Source organism: Janthinobacterium breve, assembly GCF_051380895.1.
In the GTDB taxonomy this organism is placed as follows: domain Bacteria; phylum Pseudomonadota; class Gammaproteobacteria; order Burkholderiales; family Burkholderiaceae_D; genus Janthinobacterium.
Genome location: NZ_JBNYXY010000002.1, coordinates 105,826 through 126,696, shown reverse-complemented (window position 1 = coordinate 126,696; position 20,871 = coordinate 105,826). Strand labels below are relative to the sequence as shown.

Genomic DNA, 20,871 nt, shown 5'->3' with positions numbered 1-20,871 from the left:
AGCCCCAATTGCTGTTGGCGTGCCACTCGCGGCGCCAGCCTGCGTACCCCCAGGTAGTTCCCCGCTTTTGTAAAGTCCCGCATGCCATGAGAAAAATCGTCGCCACCTTCTTCGCCGCGTTTTCGCTGGCCTTCCTTGCGACCCTGCCGGCCCTGGCCCAGAGTGCGCAAGCCACGCCTGCCCGCCAGGTGGCGCCCAGCCCCGCCATGAAAGTGGCCGTGCGGCGCATGCTCGACGCGATGCAGTTCCCGCAGCTCACGCGCAGCATCTTCGACCAGATGCTGCAATCGGTGCCGGCCATGATCCGCCAGTCGGCGCAGCAGCAAATCAGCAGCAACCCGAACCTGGACGAGCAGCGCAAGGCGCGCGCGCTGGCCAGCGCCGAGGAGGAAATCCCCGTCGCCATCGCCACCCTGACGCAGGTACTGGCCGACCCGACCCTGATCGACGAATTGAGCGCTGAAATGGTGCCCCTGTACGCGCGCTTTTACACGGTGCCGGAAGTCGAGCAGCTGACGGCCTTCTACAAGACGCCGCTGGGACGCAAGATGCTGGCCACCATGCCGCAACTGTCGGCCGAATCGATGGCCATCAGCCAGCGCGTGCTGATCCCGCGCGTGAATGCCGTGCTTGACCAGGTCATGCGGGCGGCCACGCAGTCGCCCCAATAATTCCATTTTTCCAAGGACCGTATCGTGACCCATATCTACAATTTCTCCGCCGGCCCCGCCGTCCTGCCCAAGGAAGTGCTGGCGCAAGCGGCCGCGGAAATGCAGGACTGGCATGGTAGTGGCATGTCGGTGATGGAAATGAGCCACCGTGGTCCCGAATTCATTTCCATCTACAAGCAGGCAGTGGCCGACCTGCGCGAACTGCTGGCCGTGCCCGAGAACTACAAGATCCTGTTCCTGCAGGGCGGTGGCCTGGGCGAGAACGCCATCATCCCCATGAACCTGGTGGGCCTGGCCGCGCAGCAGCCGGCCACCATCGATTTCGTGCACACGGGTTCGTGGTCGGGCAAGTCGATCCAGGAAGCGGCCAAGTATGCCAACGTGAACGTGGCCGCGTCGTCCAAGGCCGCCCGTTTCACGAGCGTGCCGCCGGTCTCCGAGTGGAAGCTGACGCCGGGCGCCGCCTACCTGCACATCTGTACCAACGAAACCATCGACGGCGTGGAATTCCAGCAGGCGCCGGGCGTGCCGGCAGGCACCACCATCGTGGCCGACATGTCCTCGCACATTTTGTCGCGGGTCATTGACGTATCGCAATATGGCGTCATTTTTGGCGGTGCGCAAAAGAATATCGGCCCGGCCGGCCTGACGCTTGTCATCGTGCGCGAAGATTTGCTGGGCAAGGCCCTGACTATCTGCCCGTCCGCGTTCGACTGGAGCATCGTGGCCGAACATGAATCGATGTACAACACGCCGCCCACCTACGGCATCTATATTGCCGGCCTGGTTTTCCAGTGGCTCAAACGGCAAGGTGGCGTGGCAGCCATGGAACAGCGTAATATTGACAAAGCGGCGCTGCTGTACGCGGCGCTCGATGTGGACGACTTCTACCAGAACCGGGTCGCCCCGGAATACCGCTCGCGCATGACCATCCCGTTCTATCTGCGCGACGAAAGCTTGAACGACGCATTCCTGGCCGGCGCCAAGCAGCGCGGCCTGCTGCAACTGAAGGGCCACAAGTCCGTCGGCGGCATGCGTGCATCGATCTATAACGCGATGCCGATCGAGGGCGTGCAAGCCCTGGTCACCTATTTGAACGAGTTTGCCGAACGCTGAGTCGCATAGACGACCGCGCCGGCCCGCCGCCGGCGCAGGCCGCGCGGCCATGATTGAAGTACAGCTGACGAAACACACCAACCATGACCGATAAATTGAAACCGCTGCGCGAACAGATCGATGCGATCGACGCGCAAATCCTCGAGCTGCTGAACCGCCGTGCGCAAATCGCCCAGCAAGTGGGCCATGTGAAGGCCGAGACGCAGGCGCCCGTGTTCCGCCCCGAGCGCGAAGCGCAGGTGCTGCGCGGCGTGGCCGAGCGCAATCCCGGTCCCATGGGCGACCGCGAAGTGCAGACCATCTTCCGCGAAATCATGTCGTCCTGCCGCTCGCTGGAAAAACGCGTCACCGTGGCGTACCTTGGCCCGGCCGGCACCTTCAGCGAACAGGCCGTGTATCAGCAGTTCGGCAGCGCCGTCGAAGGCTTGCCGTGCGCGTCCATCGATGAAGTGTTCCGCTCCGCCGAGGCTGGAACGGCGGACTTCGGCGTGGTGCCGATCGAGAATTCCTCGGAAGGCGCCGTCAACCGCACGCTCGACATGATGCTGCAGACTAGCCTCATCATCAGCGGCGAGGTGGCCATTGCAGTGCACCACAGCCTGATGAGCAAAAGCGGCAACATGGATGGCGTCACCTCCATCTGCGCCCATTCGCAGGCGCTGGCGCAATGCCAGGTGTGGCTGAACCAGAATTACCCGCACATCGCGCGCCACGCCGTGGCCTCGAATGCCGAAGCGGCGCGCATGGCCGGTGAGGACCCGGCGGTCGCTGCCATTGCCAGCGAACTGGCGGGCGCGCAGTACAAGCTGGGCGTGGTCAAGGGCCATATCCAGGACGACCCGCACAACCGCACGCGCTTCGCCGTCGTGGGCACCTTGCAGACGGCACCGTCGGGCAAGGACCAGACGTCGCTGGTGCTGGCCGTGCCGAACAAGGCGGGCGCCGTGTACCAGCTGCTGGCACCCCTGGCGAAGCACGGCGTGTCGATGACGCGCTTCGAGTCGCGCCCGGCGCGCATGGGCAGCTGGGAGTATTATTTCTATGTCGATGTGGAAGGCCATGTGCATGACGCGGCCGTCGCCCAGGCGCTGGCCGAGCTGCAGAGCAATGCGGCGTTTTTCAAGGTACTGGGGTCGTATCCGGTCAGCTTGTGAAGTTGTAGCTATTCTAACAATCATCCATTTTTTTAAAGAGCACCATGTCTAAAAATATCGGTCCAGAATACGTCCGCGCCATCGCCCCTTACCAGAGCGGCAAACCGATCGCGGAAGTCGCGCGCGAATTCGGCCTCGACGAGGCAGCCATCGTCAAGCTGGCGTCGAATGAAAACCCGTACGGCATGCCGGAATCGGCCAAGCAGGCGATGATCGCCGCCATCGATGACCTGGGCCGCTACCCGGACGCCAACGGCTTTGACTTGAAAGCCGTGCTGTCCAAGCGCTATGACGTGCCGGCCGACTGGATCACCCTGGGCAACGGCAGCAACGACATCCTGGAAATTGCCGCGCACGCCTTCGTGCAGCATGGGCAATCCGTGGTGTACTCGCAGTATTCGTTTGCCGTGTACGCGCTGGCCACGCAAGGCCTGGGCGCTCGCCACATCGTCGTGCCGGCGCAAGCCTACGGCCATGACCTGGACGCCATGGCTGCGGCGATTGCCGACGACACGCGATTGATCTTCATCGCCAACCCGAACAACCCGACCGGTACTTTCCTGTCTGCCGCACAGCTCGAAGCGTTCCTGCAAAAAGTGCCGCAGCACGTGGTGGTGGTGCTGGACGAAGCCTACAACGAATTCCTCTCGGCCGACGACCAGTACGAGTCGACGGCGTGGGTGCGCCAGTATCCGAATCTGGTGGTCTCGCGCACCCTGTCGAAGGCGTACGGACTGGCCGGCCTGCGCATCGGCTTCGCCATCGCCCAGCCGGTGCTGACGGACCTGATGAACCGCATCCGCCAGCCATTCAACGTCAACTCGCTGGCGCAGGCGGCCGCGATTGCCGCCCTGAACGACAAGGCCTTCCTCGAGCAAAGCGCGCGCAATAACGCGGCCGGCTACCAGCAGTTCATCGAAGCGTTTACGCAACTGGGCCTGGAATTCGTGCCCTCGCACGGCAATTTCGTGCTGGTGAAAGTGGGCGACGATGATGAAGCGGGTGCGCGCGTGAACCTGGCGCTGCTGAAACAGGGCGTGATCGTGCGCCCTGTCGGCAGCTACGGCTTGCCGCAATGGCTGCGCATTTCCATCGGCCTGCCGCAGGAAAACGCCATCTTCATCGCCGCGCTGACGAAAGCGCTGGCTTGACGATATGACGACGCCTGCACTGAAAAAAATCGTCATCTTCGGCGTAGGCCTGATCGGCGGCTCGTTTGCGCGCGCCCTGAAACACGCGGGTGCTGTCGGCACCGTGGTCGGCATGGGCCGCTCGCCGGCGTCCCTGTCGCGTGCGCGCGAACTGGGCATCATCGACGAGATCGGCGGCGACATGGCCAGTGCCATGGCCGGCGCCGACCTGGTGCTGCTGGCCGCGCCCGTGGCGCAGACGGGCGCCATCCTGGCGTCCATCGCGCCGCACCTGCAGCCAGGCACCATCGTCACCGACGCGGGCAGCACGAAAAGCGACGTGGTGGCGGCCGCGCGCGCGGCGCTCGGTGGCAAGGCGGGGCAATTCGTGCCCGGCCACCCGATCGCGGGGCGCGAGACGAATGGCCCCGATGCGGCCATCATCGATCTGTATCAAGGCAAGAAAGTGGTGCTCACGCCGCTGGCGGAAAATAGTGCCGCCGATGTGGAGCGGGTGGCGGCCGCGTGGCGCGCCTGTGGCGCCATCCTGCATACCTTGACGCCCGAAGACCATGACAAGGTGTTTGCCGCCGTCAGCCATCTGCCGCATTTGCTGGCCTTTGCGCTGGTCGACGACATCGCCAAAAAGTCCCACGCGGGCCTGCTGTTTCAATATGCGGCCAGCGGCTTTCGCGACTTTACGCGCATCGCCGGCTCATCGCCGGAAATGTGGCGCGATATCAGCCTGGCCAACCAGCCGGCGCTGCTGCACGAACTGGACGCCTATCTGGCGCAGTTGACGACCTTGCGCGCCCACCTGGCGGCCAACGACGGCGCCGCCATCGAAGGCGTGTACGCGAACGCCCAGCACGCGCGGCAGCAATGGATCGAGGCGATTGAAACGGCGGAAATTCCGCCCGCGCCCGTACAATAAATACTCAAGGATTCCAGCATGACCCAGACCAAGCACTACCCCCACCATATCGATTTGACGCCGGTGATGCACGCCGAAGGCACGGTGCGTTTGCCCGGCTCGAAAAGCATTTCCAACCGCGTGCTGCTGCTGGCCGCGCTGGCCAGGGGCACGACAAAGATCATCGACTTGCTCGCCTCCGACGACACCTTCGTCATGCTCACGGCACTGACCTCGCTGGGCGTCAAATGGACGCAGGATGAATTGACGGGCGACCCCGCCTCTGCCCACCAGGTGCACCATGTGGAAGGCTGCGGCGGCGTCTTTCCGCACCACGAGGCCGACTTGTTCATGGGGAACGCCGGCACGGCGATCCGCCCGCTGACGGCGGCGCTGGCCGTCATTGGCGGCGACTACACCTTGCACGGCGTGTCGCGCATGCACGAGCGCCCCATCGGCGACCTGGTCGACGCGCTGAATGCCGTCGGCACGCAGATCGAATACACGGGCGAGCAGGGCTTCCCGCCGCTGCGCATCCGCCGCGGCCACATCCACGCGCAGCGCATCGCCGTGCGCGGCAATGTGTCGAGCCAGTTCCTGACGGCCCTGCTGATGGTGGCGCCGCTGATGGCGCGCGACCATGCAGTGACCATAGCCGTCACGGGCGAGCTGATCTCGAAGCCGTACATCGAGATCACGCTGAACCTGATGCGCCGTTTCGGCGTGACGGTCGAGCATGACGGCTGGCAGTCGTTCACCGTGCAGCCGGGCCAGCAGTATCAAAGCCCGGGCACCATCCATGTCGAAGGCGACGCCTCGTCGGCCTCGTATTTCCTGGCGGCCGGCGCCATCGGCGGCGGTCCCGTGCGCGTGGAAGGCGTGGGACGCGACAGCATCCAGGGTGACGTGCGCTTCGTCGAAGCCTTGCAGCAGATGGGCGCCACCATCACCATGGGCGAGAACTGGATCGAGGCCCGTTCAAATGGCGTCTTGAAAGCCGTCGACATGGATTTCAACCACATTCCCGATGCGGCCATGACGATCGCCGTGGCCGCCCTGTACGCGGACGGCACTTCGACCTTGCGTAATATCGCCAGCTGGCGCGTGAAGGAAACGGACCGCCTGGCCGCCATGGCGACGGAATTGCGCAAGCTGGGTGCTGAAGTGGAAGAGGGCGCGGATTACCTGCGCGTGACGCCGCCGGCACAGATTCTTGCCGCCACCATCGACACGTATGACGACCACCGCATGGCCATGTGCTTCTCGCTCGCTTCGCTCGATGGCGCCGCGCGCCGCGGCAACGCCATGCGCATCAACGACCCGAAATGCGTAGCCAAGACCTTCCCCGAGTATTTCGCCGCGTTTGCGGGGATTGCCAAAGACACCTTGATTTAATTGATTGTTTAACACTATGTCGACCTCCAACATTCCTGTCATCGCCATCGACGGCCCCACCGCTTCCGGCAAGGGCACGGTGGCGCACCGCGTGGCCGACAAGCTGGGCTTTCATTACCTGGACTCGGGCGCGCTGTACCGGCTGACGGCGCTGACGGCGCTGCGCCGCGGCACGGACTTGCGCGACGAGCACGCGCTGGCCAAGCTGGCCGAGCACTTGCCCTGTCATTTCGCGGGCGGCGAGATCCTGCTGGCGCAGGAAAACGTCACCGAGCAGATCCGTGCCGAAGAAGTGGGCAATACGGCGTCAAAGATTGCCGTACTACCAACGGTGCGCCAGGCCCTGGTCAGCTTGCAGCTGGGTTTTCGCAAGACGCCCGGCCTGGTGGCCGACGGACGCGACATGGGCACGGTGATCTTTCCGCATGCCCCACTGAAGGTGTTCCTCACCGCCAGCGTCGAGGCGCGCGCGCAACGGCGCTACAAGCAATTGATAGACAAGGGTTTTTCTGCTAATATGGAAGACCTTCTGATGGATTTGCAGGCGCGGGACGAACGTGATACTCACCGTGCGATTGCGCCGCTGGTCCCCGCAGAAGGGGCGCATGTCCTCGATACCTCGGCCATGACGGCAGATGTTGCCGTTGAAGCCGTGTTGAAATGGTATGCCTCAGTAATGAAATAGTATGATTTCCATGCTATGTGGTGCCCGTTGACGGCTCCTGGCCTGTCCGGGTGTGTCAAAAACCTAACCCAGTTTAAGTCGCGTCGTGCGATCTCTGCTGGATAACCTGTGTGAACCCTATGTCTACTGTTACAACTAACGAATCTACCGGTATGGAAAGTTTTGCTGCGCTCTTCGAGGAATCGTTGTCGCGTCAAGATATGCGCTCCGGCGAAGTTATTTCCGCTGAAGTCGTGCGCCTCGACCACAATTTCGTGATCGTGAACGCTGGCCTCAAATCCGAAGCATTCATCCCTGTCGAAGAATTCAAGAACGACCACGGCGAACTGGAAGTTAAAGTTGGTGACTTCGTTTCCGTGGCGATCGAATCGCTGGAAAATGGTTTCGGCGATACCATCCTGTCGCGCGATAAAGCCAAGCGTCTGGCTTCGTGGCTGGCTCTGGAAAAAGCGATGGAATCGGGCGAAATCGTCGTCGGTACCGTCAATGGTAAAGTCAAAGGCGGTCTGACCGTGTTGACCAACGGCATCCGCGCATTCCTGCCGGGCTCGCTGGTTGATACCCGTCCTGTCAAAGACACCACCCCATTCGAAGGCAAAACCCTCGAATTCAAGGTCATCAAACTGGACCGCAAGCGTAACAACGTGGTTCTGTCCCGCCGCGCCGTCATCGAAGCTTCGATGGGCGAAGAGCGTCAGAAACTGATGGAAACGCTGAAAGAAGGCACGGTCGTGACCGGCGTCGTCAAAAATATCACCGACTACGGCGCGTTCGTGGATCTGGGCGGTATCGATGGCTTGCTGCACATCACCGACCTGGCATGGCGCCGTGTACGTCACCCGTCGGAAGTACTGACGGTTGGCCAGGAAATCACCGCCAAAGTCCTGAAATACGATCAAGAGAAAAACCGTGTTTCGCTGGGCGTGAAACAACTGGGCGACGATCCTTGGACCGGTCTGTCCCGTCGTTACCCACAAAGCACCCGTCTGTTCGGTAAAGTAACGAACCTGACCGACTACGGCGCATTCGTGGAAGTGGAACAGGGTATCGAAGGTCTGGTACACGTTTCCGAAATGGACTGGACGAACAAAAACGTTGCTCCTAACAAAGTTGTCCAACTGGGCGACGAAGTAGAAGTCATGGTTCTGGAAATCGACGAAGAGCGTCGTCGTATCTCGCTGGGTATGAAACAGTGCAAAGCCAACCCTTGGGATGACTTTGGCGTTACCCACAAGAAGGGCGATAAAGTCCGCGGCGCGATCAAATCGATCACCGACTTCGGCGTGTTCATCGGCCTGGCCGGTAACATCGACGGTCTGGTGCACCTGTCCGACCTGTCCTGGACCGAAACCGGCGAAGAAGCCGTGCGTCGCTTCAAGAAAGGTGACGAACTGGAAGCCATCGTTCTGGCCATCGACGTTGAGCGCGAGCGCGTTTCCCTGGGCGTCAAGCAACTGGAAGGTGACCCATTCAACAACTTCGCAGCCATGAACGACAAAGGCTCGCTGGTAACCGGCACCGTTAAATCGGTTGAGCCTAAAGGCGCCGTGATCCAACTGTCCGAAGAAGTCGAAGGCTACCTGCGCGCTTCCGAAATCTCGCGCGACCGCGTTGAAGATGCTGGTACGCACCTGAAAGTCGGCGATACCGTCGAAGCAATGGTGTTGAACATCGACCGCAAAGCCCGTGGTATCCAACTGTCGATCAAAGCGAAAGACAACGTTGAAACCCAGGAAGCCATGCAGAAGATGGCAGCTACCGACAACAACGCAGCTTCGGGCACCACCAGCCTGGGCGCCTTGTTGAAAGCTAAGTTCGATAACAAGAACTAAGACTGCGGATACGGCAGATGACAAAGTCCGAGCTGATCAACCGCCTTGCTGAGCGTTATTCTCAGCTGGTGGCGAAAGATGCGGAGTATGCCGTCAAGACCATTCTCGATGCGATGACCAACGCCCTGGCGACCGGTCAGCGTATCGAGATCCGCGGTTTTGGCAGTTTTGCCCTGAACAGCAGGCCCCCGCGTATCGGCCGCAACCCGAAATCCGGCGACAAGGTGATGGTTCCTGAAAAACGGGTACCTCACTTCAAACCGGGAAAACAGTTGCGCGAGCGGGTGGACGCGATGGTCGGGCAACCGATTATCGAGGATTAATCGTCTGCTGGAAGGCGACATAGAAAGCGGCGTCCTTGGATGCCGCTTTTTTTTGTTAATATGTTCTAAGTTTGTGCCATGAGGGCACCAACACCTTTGTAGTTATTTCTGGACCTATCGATGAAAATCATCTCCACCATCGTTGGCTGTGTTCTTTTCGTCCTGTTCTTCAGTTTTGCGCTGAAGAATGCGCAGGTTGTCGACCTGCATGTTTTCCTCAATTATGAAATTCGCGGCCCCCTGGTCCTGATGCTGCTGGGCTTTTTTGTCGCCGGCGCCAGCCTGGGCGTACTGGCCTTGACGCCGACCGTGTTCCGTCACCGCCGCGAAGCGACCAAGCAAAAAACCACCATTGCCGCGCTGCAGACCGTTGGCGTGGCCAGCAATGTCCAGCCGCAACCGGACAGCGTGAGCGCGCAGTAAGCGGCGCCGTCGCTCTTATCTCTCTTACTCGAATAAAAACAATCGCATGGATTTTGAACTCTGGTGGCTCTTGGGTATCCCGGTGTTTTTCGCGTTGGGCTGGATTGCCGCGCGTGTTGACATTCATCAACTGGTGTCCGAATCGCGCAGCTTGCCGCGCAATTACTTCAAGGGCTTGAATTTCCTGCTCAATGAGCAGCATGACAAGGCCATCGATGCCTTCATCGAAGTCGTCAAGCTGGACCCGGAATCGGCCGATATGCACTTTGCGCTGGGCAACCTGTTCCGCCGCCGTGGCGAGACGGAGCGGGCCATCCGCGTGCACCAGAATTTGCTGGCGCGCCCGGACTTGCCGCTGGAGCAGCAGGGTCATGCCGCTTATGAACTGGGCATGGATTACCTGAAGGCGGGCTTGCTGGACCGCGCCGAAGAAACCTTCAACAGCCTGGTTGACACGCAATATGCGGCCCAGGCGCGCCGCGCGCTGCTGGAAATCTACCAGCGCGAAAAGGAATGGCCACGCGCCATCGAAGCGGCCGTGGGTTTGCAGGAATCGGGCGCCGGAGCGCGCCAGAAGGAAATCGCCCAGTTCTATTGCGAGCTGGCGCATGACGCGCTGGTACACATGAGGCCGGACGAAGCCATGCCGCTGCTGGAAAAAGCCCTGCAGACGGACCGCAAGAGCGTGCGCGCCACCATCCTGACGGGTGACGTGCTGCTGGCGCGCGGCGACGTGGAAGGCGCGCTGACCACCTGGCGACGCGTGGAGCAGCAAAGCGTGCCGCACGTGGCCCTGGTGGCGCAGCGCCTGATGGATGGCTACACCAAGGTGGGCCGCGCACAGGAAGGCGTCAACTTGCTGCGCTCCTACCTGGAAGAGGCGTCGTCGATCGACTTGATCGAAGTGGTCTTCAAGGCCGTCATCGAGCTCGACGGCGTGGAAGCGGCGAAACAGCTGGTCAGCGCCGAGCTGCGCCGCACGCCGACCTTGCTGGGGCTGGATAAACTGCTCGAGGCGCGCATGATGGATGCCCCGGCCGCCATCTGGTCCGAGCTGTCGATGGTGAAAAACCTCGTGCACGGCTACACGCAGAAGCTGGCCCGCTACCAGTGCAGCCACTGCGGCTTCAAGGCACGCCAGTTTTACTGGCACTGCCCGGGCTGCAACCGCTGGGAAACGTATCCACCGCGGCGCACGGAAGAGCTTAACGTCATGAACTGATAAATCGTACACGCCACCTTGCCCCGCGCAATGTGGCGTGTACTTGTATGTAACACCTGAATTTTACAAATAAGAAATACGGCACAACCATGAAAATCACCATTATCGGCACGGGCTATGTGGGCCTCGTGACGGGCGCCTGCCTGGCGGAGCTGGGCAACGACGTCTTTTGCCTCGACCTGGACGCACAGAAGGTAGCCTTGCTCAACAGCGGCGGCATCCCCATCCATGAACCGGGGCTGGACGAAGTCGTGGCGCGCAACCGCGCCGCCGGCCGCATGACCTTTTCCACCGATGTCGAGGCAGCCGCCGCGCACGGCGTGATGCAATTCATCGCCGTCGGCACGCCGCCCGATGAAGACGGCTCGGCCGACCTGCAGTACGTGCTGGCGGCCGCGCGCGGCATCGGCAAGTACATGACGGACTTCAAGGTCATCGTCGACAAGTCCACCGTGCCCGTCGGCACGGCCGAAAAAGTGCGCGCCGCCATCCAGGGCGAACTGGACGCGCGCGGCGTGGCCGCCACGTTCTCGGTGGCGTCGAACCCGGAATTCCTCAAGGAAGGCGCGGCCGTCGAAGACTTCATGCGCCCTGACCGCATCGTCATCGGCGTCGATGCCACGCCGGACGGCGAGCGCGCGCGCGAATTGCTGAAAAGCCTGTACGCGCCGTTCAACCGCAACCACGAGCGCACCTACTGGATGGATGTGCGCTCGGCCGAATTCACGAAGTATGCGGCGAATGCCATGCTGGCCACGCGTATTTCCTTCATGAATGAACTGGCCAACCTGGCCGACAAGGTGGGCGTCGATATCGAGGCCGTGCGCCACGGCATCGGTTCCGACCCGCGCATCGGCCACAGCTTCCTGTACGCGGGCTGCGGCTACGGCGGTTCCTGCTTTCCGAAAGACGTGCAGGCGCTCGAGCGCACGGCGCGCGGCTATGGCCAGGAATTACTCATCCTGCGCGCCGTCGAAGCCGTCAACGACCAGCAGAAGCAGGTGCTGGGCCGCAAAGTGGTCGCTCGCTTCGGCGAAGATTTGACGGGCCGGCATTTTGCCGTGTGGGGACTGGCCTTCAAGCCGAACACGGACGACATGCGCGAAGCGTCGGCCCGCGTCCTGCTGGCCGACTTGCTGGGGCGCGGCGCCACGGTGGCCGTGTACGACCCCGTCGCCATGGCCGAGGCACGTCGCGTTCTGCAACTGGACTTGACGCCGGAGCAATTGGCGAAGGTGCGCTTTGCCGACAGTCCGAAGGATGCGCTGACGGACGCCGATGCGCTGGTCATCGTGACCGAATGGAAAGCTTTCCGCAGCCCCGACTTCGAGCAGGTCAAGGCGCGCCTGAAGCAGGCCGTGATCTTTGACGGGCGCAACCTGTTCGAGCCGGCCGTCATGGCCGAGGCGGGCATCGAATACCACGGGATCGGTCGCTCGATCCTGACGCGCGCATGAGCGCCCAAGAGGTGGTCGCCTTGACGGCGCCGGCCGCGCTGGCGCAGGTGCGCCTGCTGGTGGTGGGCGATGTGATGCTGGACCGCTACTGGTTCGGCGATGTCAGCCGTATTTCGCCGGAAGCGCCCGTGCCCATCGTTCGCATCGAGAAGCGCGAAGAGCGCCTGGGTGGCGCGGCCAACGTGGCGCGCAACGCGGCCGCGCTGGGAGCGAAGACGAGCTTGCTGGGCGTGGTCGGCGACGACGAGGCCGGCAGCCAGGTCGAGCGCCTGCTCGAAGGCGGCGGCATCCACAGCTATCTGCAGCGCGATGCGGCCATTTCCACCATCATCAAGCTGCGCGTGATCGGCCGCCAGCAGCAAATGCTGCGCATCGACTTCGAGGATGCGCCCAGCGATACGGTGCTGCGCGACAAGCTCAAGCAATTCAATGCGCTGCTGCCGCACTACGATGTGGTGATCCTGTCGGACTACGCCAAGGGCAGCCTGGTGAATGTGGCCGAGATGATCAAGGCTGCCAAGGCCGCCGGCAAGATCGTCATGGTAGACCCGAAAGGCGATGATTTCAGCCGCTATGCGGGAGCGTCAGTGCTCACTCCGAACAAGTCCGAACTGCGTCGCGTGATCGGTAACTGGAATACGGAAGAGCAATTGACGGAACGCGCGCAGCAGATGCGCGCGCAACTGGGCCTGGAAGCCTTGCTGCTGACCCGCTCGGAAGAGGGCATGAGCTTGTACACGGCCGATGAAGTGCTGCACATGCCTACCGATGCGCGCGAAGTGTTCGACGTCTCGGGCGCCGGCGACACGGTGATCGCCACCATGGCGGCCATGCTGGGCGCCGGTATGGGCCTGGGCGACGCCGTGCGCACGGCCAACCGGGCCGGCGGCATCGTCGTCGGCAAGCTGGGTACGGCCACCGTCACCCGCGAAGAGCTGTTTCCGCAGTAATCGCCGCTGTATTCCGCATCTCGCCTGCGCCGCATCGTTTGATCTGGCGCAGGTTTTCCCCTGCTTCCGCCGTCCCGTCTTGTCAACCGTATCACGCCACAGCCGTTAAAGCCGTTAAGGCGCTGCTCCTCCTTTGCGTTCGAGTCATCTTGAAACCACATCACGGAGAGATACCCATGTTCAAAAAAATACTGCTGGCCATCGTCACCCTGATCGCGACGATGGGCTTTGCCTTTGCCCAAGTCGATGTCAACAAGGCGGACCAGGCGGCACTCGACAGCGTCAAGGGCATCGGCCCCGTCACGTCGAAAGCCATCGTCGATGAACGCGCCAAGGGCGGCGCCTTCAAGGATTGGGCCGATTTTGAAAGCCGCGTGAAGGGTATCGGCCCGAAAAGTTCCGTGAAACTGTCGGAAGCGGGCTTGCAGGTGAATGGCCAGGCCAAGTCCGGCGCGCCAGCGGCTCCGGTGGCGAAAGCTGCCTCGGCAAAAGCTGCTGTGAAGGACGTTGCAGCGAAAGAAGCCGCACCGAAGCCAGCTGCTGTGACCGACACCGCTGCGGCGCCAGCCAAGACAGCCGCTGAAACGAAAAAAGAAGCGGCTGCCGCGAAGAAAGAAGCCAAGGCCGCCGCTGCTGCTGCCAAGAAAGAAGCTGCCGCTGCCAAGGCTGCCGCTCCTGCCGCTCCTGCCGCCGCTGCGGCCGATGGCGCCGCGCCTGTGAAGAGCGCTGCGGAAGCGAAGAAGGAAGCTGCTGCGGCCAAGAAAGAAGCCAAGGCTGCCGCCGCTGCCGCGAAGAAAGAAGCGAAGCTGGCTGCAGCCGATGCGAAGAAGGCTGAAGCCGAGAAAAAGTAAGCGTGTTGCTGTAAAGCGTGTTGCGTGGTGGTGCCGCGCAGGACGAGAAGAAAACCCCGCGTGGTACCGGCCGCGCGGGGTTTTTTTATGCGCCCGCCACTTTGCCCGGCCTGTGCGCCTATAGCTGCGACTCGATCGGCAGCCAGCGCATCACAGACACCAGCATGCGGCGCCAGAAGCCCGCTTCGGGATCGTGCGTCCACACCTTGGCGGGCTGTTCGGTGGCATCGGACCAGCGCAGGGCGCCGTTGTCAAGGAATACGCGGTAGCTGGTGTCGCTAGCCGTCGAGCGCAGAAACAGTTCGCGCATGTCGGCTCCCAGTGCGGCATCGTTGAACAGCACGCCCATCTCCGTGTTGAGCTGGGCCGAACGGGGATCGAGGTTGAAGGACCCGACGAAGCCCCGCTGACCATCGACCACCACGGCCTTGGTATGCAGGCTGGCGCGGCTCGAACCCAGCAGGCTGATGCGCTTGCGGTGCAGGGTCTTCAATTCATACAGCCCGATGCCGCCGTCCAGCAAGGCGTGGCGGTAGCGCGCATAGCCCGCGTGCACGAGGGCCACGTCGGTGGCGGCCAGTGAGTTGGTCAGCACCTGAACTCTGACGCCGGCGGCAACCTTGCCGGCCAGGCTCTGCGTGAGTGCCTGGCCGGGCACGAAGTATGGCGAGGTTAGCATCGCTTCTTCGCGCGCCTGGGTCAGCAGCGGCAGCAAGCTGTGCATGAGCCAGTGCTCGCTGCGCTGCAAACTGGCTACGGGGGCGGCTTTTTCCGGCGGGTCCGACAGCACTTGCACCTGCGCGCTCCAGTGCAGGCGCAAGCGGCCATCGAGGTGGGCTTGCAACTGGCCCGCATCGGTCAGCTGCCGCAGATAGGGCGAGGCGCCCAGTTCGCCCGTGAGCGCATCGAGGCGGGCGCGCACGGCCTGCAGTTCCGGCGCGCCTGCGTTCTTGCCGGCGTGCAAGGCGCCGATGGGGATGACGGCGCGGCTGTTCCAGAAGCGGTCGAAGATGTCGCTAGTTTGCTGTACGGCGGGACCCACGAGCAGCAAGTCGGCATCCTGGAAATTGACTTGCTCGGCGGCATCAAAGTATTCATCGCCGATATTGCGCCCGCCGACCAGGGCCACCCTGCCGTCGACGATCCAGGCCTTGTTGTGCATGCGCCGGTTCAGGCTGACGGCACGCAAGGCCATTTCCACGGCGCGCAACCAGATGCCGTCGCGGTTGCGGCCCGGATTGAAGATGCGCACGTCGATCAGCGGATGGCTGTCGAGCGCGAGGATGGCGGCGTCCTGGCCCCGCGCGTTGATATCGTCAAGCAACACGCGCACGCGCACGCCGCGGTCGGCCGCGCGCAGCAGTTCGCGCACCAGCAGGCGTCCCGTGACGTCGTTATGCCAGATGTAGTACTGCAGGTCGATGCTGCGGCCCGCCTCGCGTGCGCTCAGGGCGCGCAGGGCGAATGCTTCGAGATTGTCGTCGATCAGGGCCGTGCCGCTCTGCTCCGGGCGTTGCGCCAGCTGCGGCGCCAGCACGCGGTCGAGCAGGGTGGCGTCGGCCGCCACGGGCAAGGCCGTGCCAGGCGCGCCCAGCGACCGTTCGGCGAAGCGCCCGTAGCTGTACAGGGCGGCGATGCTGAGCACGGCAAACAGCGCGGCCAGCAACAACAGTTTGACGAGCATGCGGCGCACCGTCAGCTGACCGCGGGCATGCTGCGGCGCGAGGAAAGCCTGATGGTGTGGGGCATGCGGTCTCTTTCAGCTGAATGGCAACAGCCGATTGTAGCAGTTTCTATAATGCACGATTTTCAGGCCGTGCCCGCCGGCAGCCGCGCCAGGAAGCCGTGAATCTGCGACACCACGGCGGCGCCTTCACCGACGGCGGCCGCCACACGCTTGGTCGAGCCGGCCCGCACATCGCCGATGGCGAAGACGCCCGGCACGCTCGTTTCCAGCGCGGCACGGTCCGGCAAGTCCGCCGGATACACGGCGTGGCCATGACCATGGGCGCGGCATTCGGCGCGCGTGACGTCGAAGCCCGTGCGAATGAAACCCTGTTCGTCGACGGCCACGGCGCAGTCGTGCAGCCAGTCCGTGTTCGGATCGGCGCCGACGAAGAGAAACACGCGGCGCACGGCGCAATCGCACTCTTCACCGGTCTGCTTGTTGCGCCAGCGGGCGCCCGTCAAGCCATCCTCGTCGCCCTCGAGGGCGATGATTTCCGTGTGCGTGTGCACGGTGATGTTGGGCGTGGCGGCGATGCGCTCGATCAGATAGCTCGACATGCTGGCCGCCAGCCCTTCACCGCGGATCACCATGTGGACCGTGGCGGCGTGGCCCGAGAGAAACACAGCCGCCTGGCCGGCCGAATTGCCGCCGCCGACCAGGATGATCTCTTCCTGTTTGCACAGCTTGGCTTCGATGGGCGAGGCCCAGTAATACACGCCCCGTCCCTCATACGTTTTCAGGTTGGCCAGCGAGGGTCGGCGGTAGCGCGCGCCGCACGACAATACCACCGTGCGGGCGCGCACCTGCGTGCCGTCGCACAGCTTGACGCGCAGGGGCCAGGTGTCGCACAGCAGGCTGGCGGCGCTCGCCGGAGTGGCGATTTCGACGCCGAACTTTTGCGCCTGCACATAGGCGCGTCCCGCCAGCGCGCGGCCGGAGATACCGGTGGGAAAGCCCAGGTAATTTTCGATGCGCGCGCTGGCACCCGCCTGGCCGCCATACGCGCGCTGTTCCAGCGCCAGGACCGATAGTCCTTCCGAGGCCGCATACACGGCCGTGGCCAGGCCGGCGGGCCCGGCGCCCACCACCAGCACGTCGAAGATCTTGTCGCCGGACAAATCGGGCAGCATGCCCAAGCAGCGTCCCAGTTCCGCATTGCCGGGGTTTTTCATGACCTTGCCGTCGGGACAGACCACCAGCGGCCATTCCTGTGGCGTAGGCTGGTAGCGCTCGGCCAGCGCAGCGGCAGCCGCATCGTTGGCCGGGTCGAGCACCGTGTGCGGGTGGCCATTGCCCGACAGAAAACTTTGCAGGTGGAACAGATTGCCATTGCCGCGGGGACCCACCAGCACGGGGCCGCCCGAATTGACTTCGATCAGGGCCACGCGGCGCAGGATCAGGGCGCGCACGATGCGCTCGCCCATTTCCGCTTCCGCCACGATCAGCGCGCGCAGGGATTCCGAGCTGATGACGAGCACGTCCACGTCGCCCACGGCATGGCCGTTGACGAGGGCGGGGCGGCCCGACAGCTGCGCTACTTCGGCGATGAAATGGCCGGGGCCGATTTCGCGCATCAGCGAGGTGCGGCCCAGGCCTTCATGGCGCGTGACGGCGACGTGGCCCGCCAGGATGACCAGCATGCCGAAGCTGCTGCTGCCCGCCTCGAATAGGGTGGCGCCGTCAGCATGGTGGCAAACCTTGCCATAGCGTTGCAAGCGGCGCAGTTCCGCTTCGGTGAAGACGGGGGAAATCTGATGCATGCGGCCCTGGATATCGAGGCTGCTGGCCTGGACGGGGTCGTCCTGCGTGGTTTCGGGGATGAATTCGGGTGCGCTGCTGCTCATGACTGATCCATTGATTGAATAAGCAAATTACTAAAATAACTAACCGCCACGAGTCTAGCGCATGCGCGCGCGGCCCGCTGGTGCGCCGCGCTTGGCAACCCTGGCAGGGCACAAAGCCAGGCGCCATGCGGCTTGGCGCGCGGGCGGCCGCAGCGCGGGCTGCCTGGCGGAACACCGGCTTTTAGCCATACGCCGTCCAGCATCTCATATTAGAATGGGTCTTTGTTGAAATTACTCAAACAGACACGATGGCTTACAAGACACTTGAAGATACGATAGGCAATACTCCGCTGGTGCAACTGACGCGCTTGCCGGGCGCCGATGCGATTGCGCGCAACAACGTCATCCTCGGCAAGCTGGAAGGCAACAACCCGGCCGGCTCCGTGAAGGACCGCGCCGCCATGTCCATGCTCAAGCGCGCTGAAGAGCGCGGCGTCATCAAGCCAGGCGATACCCTGATCGAGGCCACCAGCGGCAATACGGGCATCGCGCTGGCCATGGCCGCCGCCTTGCGCGGCTACAAGATGCTGCTCTTGATGCCAGACAATCTCAGCGTGGAGCGCCGCCAGAGCATGGCCGCCTACGGCGCCGACATCCTGCTCACGCCGAAGACGGGCGGCATGGAATATGCGCGCGACCTGGCCGAGCAGATGCAGAAGGATGGCCGCGGCGTGATCCTCGACCAGTTCGCCAACGAAGACAATTCGCGTGCCCACTATGAAAGCACGGGACCGGAGATCTGGCGCGATACCAATGGTCAGGTCACGCACTTCGTCAGCGCCATGGGCACGACGGGCACCATCATGGGCGTGTCGCGCTATTTGAAGGAACAGAATCCCTCCATCCAGATCATCGGCGCACAGCCTGAGGACGGTTCGCAGATTCCCGGCATCCGCAAATGGCCGGAAGCGTACCTGCCGAAAATTTACGACAAGTCGCGCGTGGACCAGGTGGAATACGTGAGCCAGGGTGTGGCTGAGCGCATGGCGCGCAGTCTGGCGGCGGAAGAGGGCTTGTTCTGCGGCATCTCGGCAGCCGGCGCCTGCGAAATCGCGCTGCGCATCTCGCAAACGGTGGAAAACGCGACCATCGTGTTCGTCGTCTGCGATCGCGGCGACCGTTACTTGTCCACCGGCGTGTTTCCTGCTTGATAGTTGATACGGGAAAATAATATCGGCCAGAACGGCCTGAGAACTGCTGGAAATACCCCCTCCCCATGGCGGGGAGGGAAAACCTGCGAAACTGGCAGGATCAGCCTTGTGGCGTTTCGCCTTCTTTTGGCTTGAATTGCTTGTCGCTGATGCGGAATTTGTTACGACGGTCACCCATCAGGTAACGCAGGTCGCGGATGCTCAGGTCGCTCACTTCGTGCATGCGGATCAGCAGCGATGCGCCGACGGGCAGGCGGTGGTGACGGATTTTGCTGATGACTGGTGGCGCGACTTCCAGCGCGCGCGACAGCGCTGCGTCGTTTTTCAGGCGCAGGTTTTCGATCAGGGTATCGAGCAATCTGTTTGGGTTGTACTGGAGCAGATCGTCGGAGTCCGAATCGCTGTTCATATCAATGCCGACTTGGTTTGTCATGATGTTAATGTTCCTTCTGTAGTTGCACTGCAAAGTAAAAAACACTCGGAGCTCGCTCTTGCTGCGTTCATGTTCATTCTTTACTAAAAGGAACAAATTCACACACGGTACGATCCGGGAAACAGTTTTTAATGATATATACACAATTGTACAACAGGATTCCATTTCAGGCAGGAAAGCTCTGTAATCTTGCTTTGTACAAAATAGGTGTTGTCTTGTTGCAACAGCTATTTATTCTTTATTATGCTCCATGATAGAACAAAAATTGTACTTTGACAAAAGTTAAGTATAGAACCATTTCTGTATTCCGTGCCGCACAAAGGCTGGCGAGCGAGGCTGGCACATGTTATCGGCCCCACCATAGACCTGTTTGCTGGTCGCTTCAACATCGCTTACGCTTTCTTACAAGTAATATTATAACTTTACACTGACTTTCGGTTAGCGTGCGCGCACTTGGCTGATAGCCTTGCCCAGGTCAATCACTGACATGGCATAAAAATAACTTCTGTTGTATTGAGTTATAGCAAAGAAGTTATTGCTTGCCAAGTAATACTCAGTTGCTTCGGAACCATTTTGCAGATCGATCAAGCCGAACAACGTGTTCCGGGGCGTGGATGAGACGGTACTCACGCCGGCCTCCTGCAATTCTTCCAGCCGGTACTTGGCTTGCAAGCCCTGGCCGATGAACTTTTCCCAGGCGTGGTTGGCCGAGACGGTGACGCGATATGTGCTGATGGCCGGGTCGTCGCGCCGCCAGCCGTGTTCGACGAGGAAATGCGCGACGCTGCCGATGGCGTCTGCCGTGGAGTTGCGCAAGTCGATGTGGCTATCGCCATCGAAGTCCACCGCATATTTCATGATGCTGCTGGGCATGAACTGCGGCAGGCCGATGGCGCCCGCATACGAACCGAGCAGTGTCAATGGATCGATGCCATCCTTGCGCGCGTACAGCAGCGCGTTTTCCAGTTCCCCCTTGAAAAATTCCATGCGCGCGGCCCGCGTCGGGCTTTCCGGATAGGAAAATGCCAGGGTGGTCAGCGCGTCGAGCACGCGGAAACGGCCCGTGTTGCGTCCGTACACGGTTTCCACGCCGATGATGCCGACGATGATCTCGGCCGGCACGCCATATTCGCGCTCGGCGCGCGCCAGCGCTTCGGCGTTCTCTTCCCAGAATTTCACGCCCGCATTGATGCGCACCGGCTCGATGAAGCGGGCGCTGTAGGCTTGCCAGTTCTTCGGCTTGCCCGGCGGCGCCGGCTTCATCAGCTGCACGGTCGACTCGACATAGCGCACCTTGCCGATCAGGGTATCGAGCTCGGCGCGGTCAAAGCCATGCTTGGCGGACATCTCGTCGAGGAAGGCGCGTACTTCTTTCCAGTTGGCATAGTCGACAAATTCGCCTTCGAAGTCGAATTTCGCCGGTGCTTTTTTGGCTGTCGCCTTGGCGGGCGGCGCCTTGGCCGCGCGCACGGCACGGGCGCGGTCGGCAGCGGAAATATTGCTGTTTTCGCCAGCGTGCGCGGTCGCCAGGCACAGGGGAAGGGAGAGGAGCAGGGACAGGGCGGAGGTTTTGATCGGTAACAAGGAGCGTC

At 62.2% G+C, this 20,871-nt stretch carries 19 protein-coding genes; 15 read left to right on the top strand and 4 right to left on the bottom strand.

The window, feature by feature from the left end; genetic code table 11:
• Window positions 1-86: 86 nt before the first annotated feature.
• From ACQ4W0_RS03330 to ACQ4W0_RS03265, 14 genes are all read left to right on the top strand, one after another.
• Window positions 87-671: a DUF2059 domain-containing protein gene (locus tag ACQ4W0_RS03330; RefSeq protein WP_436575484.1), complete on the top strand. Its 585-nt coding sequence runs from the start codon at window positions 87-89 to the stop codon at window positions 669-671.
• A gap of 24 nt (window positions 672-695) precedes the next feature.
• Window positions 696-1,787: a 3-phosphoserine/phosphohydroxythreonine transaminase gene (gene serC / locus ACQ4W0_RS03325; protein WP_436575483.1), complete on the top strand. Its 1,092-nt coding sequence runs from the start codon at window positions 696-698 to the stop codon at window positions 1,785-1,787.
• A gap of 83 nt (window positions 1,788-1,870) precedes the next feature.
• Window positions 1,871-2,941, top strand: a complete 1,071-nt coding sequence (gene pheA / locus ACQ4W0_RS03320; RefSeq protein WP_436518519.1) for a prephenate dehydratase — start codon at window positions 1,871-1,873, stop codon at window positions 2,939-2,941.
• Between the two features lie 44 nt (window positions 2,942-2,985).
• Window positions 2,986-4,092 (top strand): histidinol-phosphate transaminase, encoded by a 1,107-nt coding sequence (gene hisC, locus ACQ4W0_RS03315; protein WP_436575482.1) that lies wholly within the window; start codon window positions 2,986-2,988, stop codon window positions 4,090-4,092.
• Between the two features lie 4 nt (window positions 4,093-4,096).
• On the top strand, window positions 4,097-5,005 hold the full coding sequence (locus ACQ4W0_RS03310; protein WP_436575481.1) for a prephenate dehydrogenase: 909 nt from the start codon (window positions 4,097-4,099) through the stop codon (window positions 5,003-5,005).
• 18 nt (window positions 5,006-5,023) lie between these two features.
• Window positions 5,024-6,379 carry a 3-phosphoshikimate 1-carboxyvinyltransferase gene (gene aroA, locus ACQ4W0_RS03305; protein WP_436575480.1) on the top strand — a complete coding sequence of 452 codons (1,356 nt, stop codon included), beginning with the start codon at window positions 5,024-5,026 and terminating at the stop codon, window positions 6,377-6,379.
• 16 nt (window positions 6,380-6,395) lie between these two features.
• Entirely contained in the window at window positions 6,396-7,064 is a 669-nt protein-coding gene (gene cmk, locus ACQ4W0_RS03300; protein ID WP_436575479.1) for a (d)CMP kinase, read from the top strand.
• A 119-nt stretch (window positions 7,065-7,183) separates the two neighbouring features.
• A complete protein-coding gene (gene rpsA, locus ACQ4W0_RS03295; protein WP_071650172.1) occupies window positions 7,184-8,896 on the top strand; it encodes a 30S ribosomal protein S1 in 1,713 nt (570 codons plus the stop codon).
• A 17-nt stretch (window positions 8,897-8,913) separates the two neighbouring features.
• Window positions 8,914-9,219, top strand: coding sequence for an integration host factor subunit beta (locus ACQ4W0_RS03290; RefSeq protein ID WP_008446215.1), 306 nt, complete (start codon window positions 8,914-8,916; stop codon window positions 9,217-9,219).
• Between the two features lie 120 nt (window positions 9,220-9,339).
• The gene (locus tag ACQ4W0_RS03285; protein ID WP_034751796.1) at window positions 9,340-9,642 is read left to right on the top strand and encodes a LapA family protein; all 303 of its coding nucleotides are present in this window, start codon (window positions 9,340-9,342) and stop codon (window positions 9,640-9,642) included.
• Between the two features lie 46 nt (window positions 9,643-9,688).
• Complete coding sequence (gene lapB, locus ACQ4W0_RS03280) at window positions 9,689-10,864, top strand: lipopolysaccharide assembly protein LapB (protein ID WP_436575478.1); 1,176 nt, start codon at window positions 9,689-9,691, stop codon at window positions 10,862-10,864.
• Between the two features lie 89 nt (window positions 10,865-10,953).
• Window positions 10,954-12,321: a UDP-glucose dehydrogenase family protein gene (locus tag ACQ4W0_RS03275; RefSeq protein WP_436575477.1), complete on the top strand. Its 1,368-nt coding sequence runs from the start codon at window positions 10,954-10,956 to the stop codon at window positions 12,319-12,321.
• Complete coding sequence (gene rfaE1, locus ACQ4W0_RS03270; RefSeq protein ID WP_436575476.1) at window positions 12,318-13,271, top strand: D-glycero-beta-D-manno-heptose-7-phosphate kinase; 954 nt, start codon at window positions 12,318-12,320, stop codon at window positions 13,269-13,271. The genes ACQ4W0_RS03275 and rfaE1 overlap by 4 nt, the downstream gene beginning before the upstream one ends.
• A gap of 176 nt (window positions 13,272-13,447) precedes the next feature.
• Window positions 13,448-14,122: a ComEA family DNA-binding protein gene (locus ACQ4W0_RS03265; RefSeq protein WP_436575475.1), complete on the top strand. Its 675-nt coding sequence runs from the start codon at window positions 13,448-13,450 to the stop codon at window positions 14,120-14,122.
• A 118-nt stretch (window positions 14,123-14,240) separates the two neighbouring features.
• Here ACQ4W0_RS03265 and ACQ4W0_RS03260 read toward each other — a convergent pair whose 3' ends face one another.
• Window positions 14,241-15,806 (bottom strand): phospholipase D family protein, encoded by a 1,566-nt coding sequence (locus ACQ4W0_RS03260; protein ID WP_436575474.1) that lies wholly within the window; start codon window positions 15,804-15,806, stop codon window positions 14,241-14,243.
• Window positions 15,807-15,931: 125 nt separating this feature from the next.
• Complete coding sequence (locus tag ACQ4W0_RS03255) at window positions 15,932-17,695, bottom strand: FAD-dependent oxidoreductase (protein WP_436575473.1); 1,764 nt, start codon at window positions 17,693-17,695, stop codon at window positions 15,932-15,934.
• 248 nt (window positions 17,696-17,943) lie between these two features.
• On the opposite strand from ACQ4W0_RS03255, the gene cysM reads away from it, so the two are divergent.
• Entirely contained in the window at window positions 17,944-18,846 is a 903-nt protein-coding gene (gene cysM / locus ACQ4W0_RS03250; protein WP_436575472.1) for a cysteine synthase CysM, read from the top strand.
• A 100-nt stretch (window positions 18,847-18,946) separates the two neighbouring features.
• On the opposite strand, the gene ACQ4W0_RS03245 is transcribed toward cysM, so the two are convergent.
• Window positions 18,947-19,279 (bottom strand): hypothetical protein, encoded by a 333-nt coding sequence (locus ACQ4W0_RS03245; RefSeq protein WP_034751784.1) that lies wholly within the window; start codon window positions 19,277-19,279, stop codon window positions 18,947-18,949.
• 438 nt (window positions 19,280-19,717) lie between these two features.
• Entirely contained in the window at window positions 19,718-20,863 is a 1,146-nt protein-coding gene (gene mltB, locus ACQ4W0_RS03240) for a lytic murein transglycosylase B (protein ID WP_436575471.1), read from the bottom strand.
• Window positions 20,864-20,871: the final 8 nt, after the last annotated feature.

Excerpts from the sequence above, each read along its gene's own strand:
- ACQ4W0_RS03330 (WP_436575484.1), top strand. The coding sequence starts at position 87 with ATGAGAAAAATCGTCGCCACCTTCTTCGCCGCGTTTTCGCTGGCCTTC.
- pheA (WP_436518519.1), top strand. The coding sequence starts at position 1,871 with ATGACCGATAAATTGAAACCGCTGCGCGAACAGATCGATGCGATCGAC.
- hisC (WP_436575482.1), top strand. The coding sequence starts at position 2,986 with ATGTCTAAAAATATCGGTCCAGAATACGTCCGCGCCATCGCCCCTTAC.
- ACQ4W0_RS03310 (WP_436575481.1), top strand. The coding sequence starts at position 4,097 with ATGACGACGCCTGCACTGAAAAAAATCGTCATCTTCGGCGTAGGCCTG.
- aroA (WP_436575480.1), top strand. The coding sequence starts at position 5,024 with ATGACCCAGACCAAGCACTACCCCCACCATATCGATTTGACGCCGGTG.
- cmk (WP_436575479.1), top strand. The coding sequence starts at position 6,396 with ATGTCGACCTCCAACATTCCTGTCATCGCCATCGACGGCCCCACCGCT.
- rpsA (WP_071650172.1), top strand. The coding sequence starts at position 7,184 with ATGTCTACTGTTACAACTAACGAATCTACCGGTATGGAAAGTTTTGCT.
- ACQ4W0_RS03290 (WP_008446215.1), top strand. The coding sequence starts at position 8,914 with ATGACAAAGTCCGAGCTGATCAACCGCCTTGCTGAGCGTTATTCTCAG.
- ACQ4W0_RS03285 (WP_034751796.1), top strand. The coding sequence starts at position 9,340 with ATGAAAATCATCTCCACCATCGTTGGCTGTGTTCTTTTCGTCCTGTTC.
- lapB (WP_436575478.1), top strand. The coding sequence starts at position 9,689 with ATGGATTTTGAACTCTGGTGGCTCTTGGGTATCCCGGTGTTTTTCGCG.
- ACQ4W0_RS03275 (WP_436575477.1), top strand. The coding sequence starts at position 10,954 with ATGAAAATCACCATTATCGGCACGGGCTATGTGGGCCTCGTGACGGGC.
- rfaE1 (WP_436575476.1), top strand. The coding sequence starts at position 12,318 with ATGAGCGCCCAAGAGGTGGTCGCCTTGACGGCGCCGGCCGCGCTGGCG.
- ACQ4W0_RS03265 (WP_436575475.1), top strand. The coding sequence starts at position 13,448 with ATGTTCAAAAAAATACTGCTGGCCATCGTCACCCTGATCGCGACGATG.
- ACQ4W0_RS03260 (WP_436575474.1), bottom strand. The coding sequence starts at position 15,806 with ATGCTCGTCAAACTGTTGTTGCTGGCCGCGCTGTTTGCCGTGCTCAGC.
- ACQ4W0_RS03255 (WP_436575473.1), bottom strand. The coding sequence starts at position 17,695 with ATGAGCAGCAGCGCACCCGAATTCATCCCCGAAACCACGCAGGACGAC.
- cysM (WP_436575472.1), top strand. The coding sequence starts at position 17,944 with ATGGCTTACAAGACACTTGAAGATACGATAGGCAATACTCCGCTGGTG.
- ACQ4W0_RS03245 (WP_034751784.1), bottom strand. The coding sequence starts at position 19,279 with ATGACAAACCAAGTCGGCATTGATATGAACAGCGATTCGGACTCCGAC.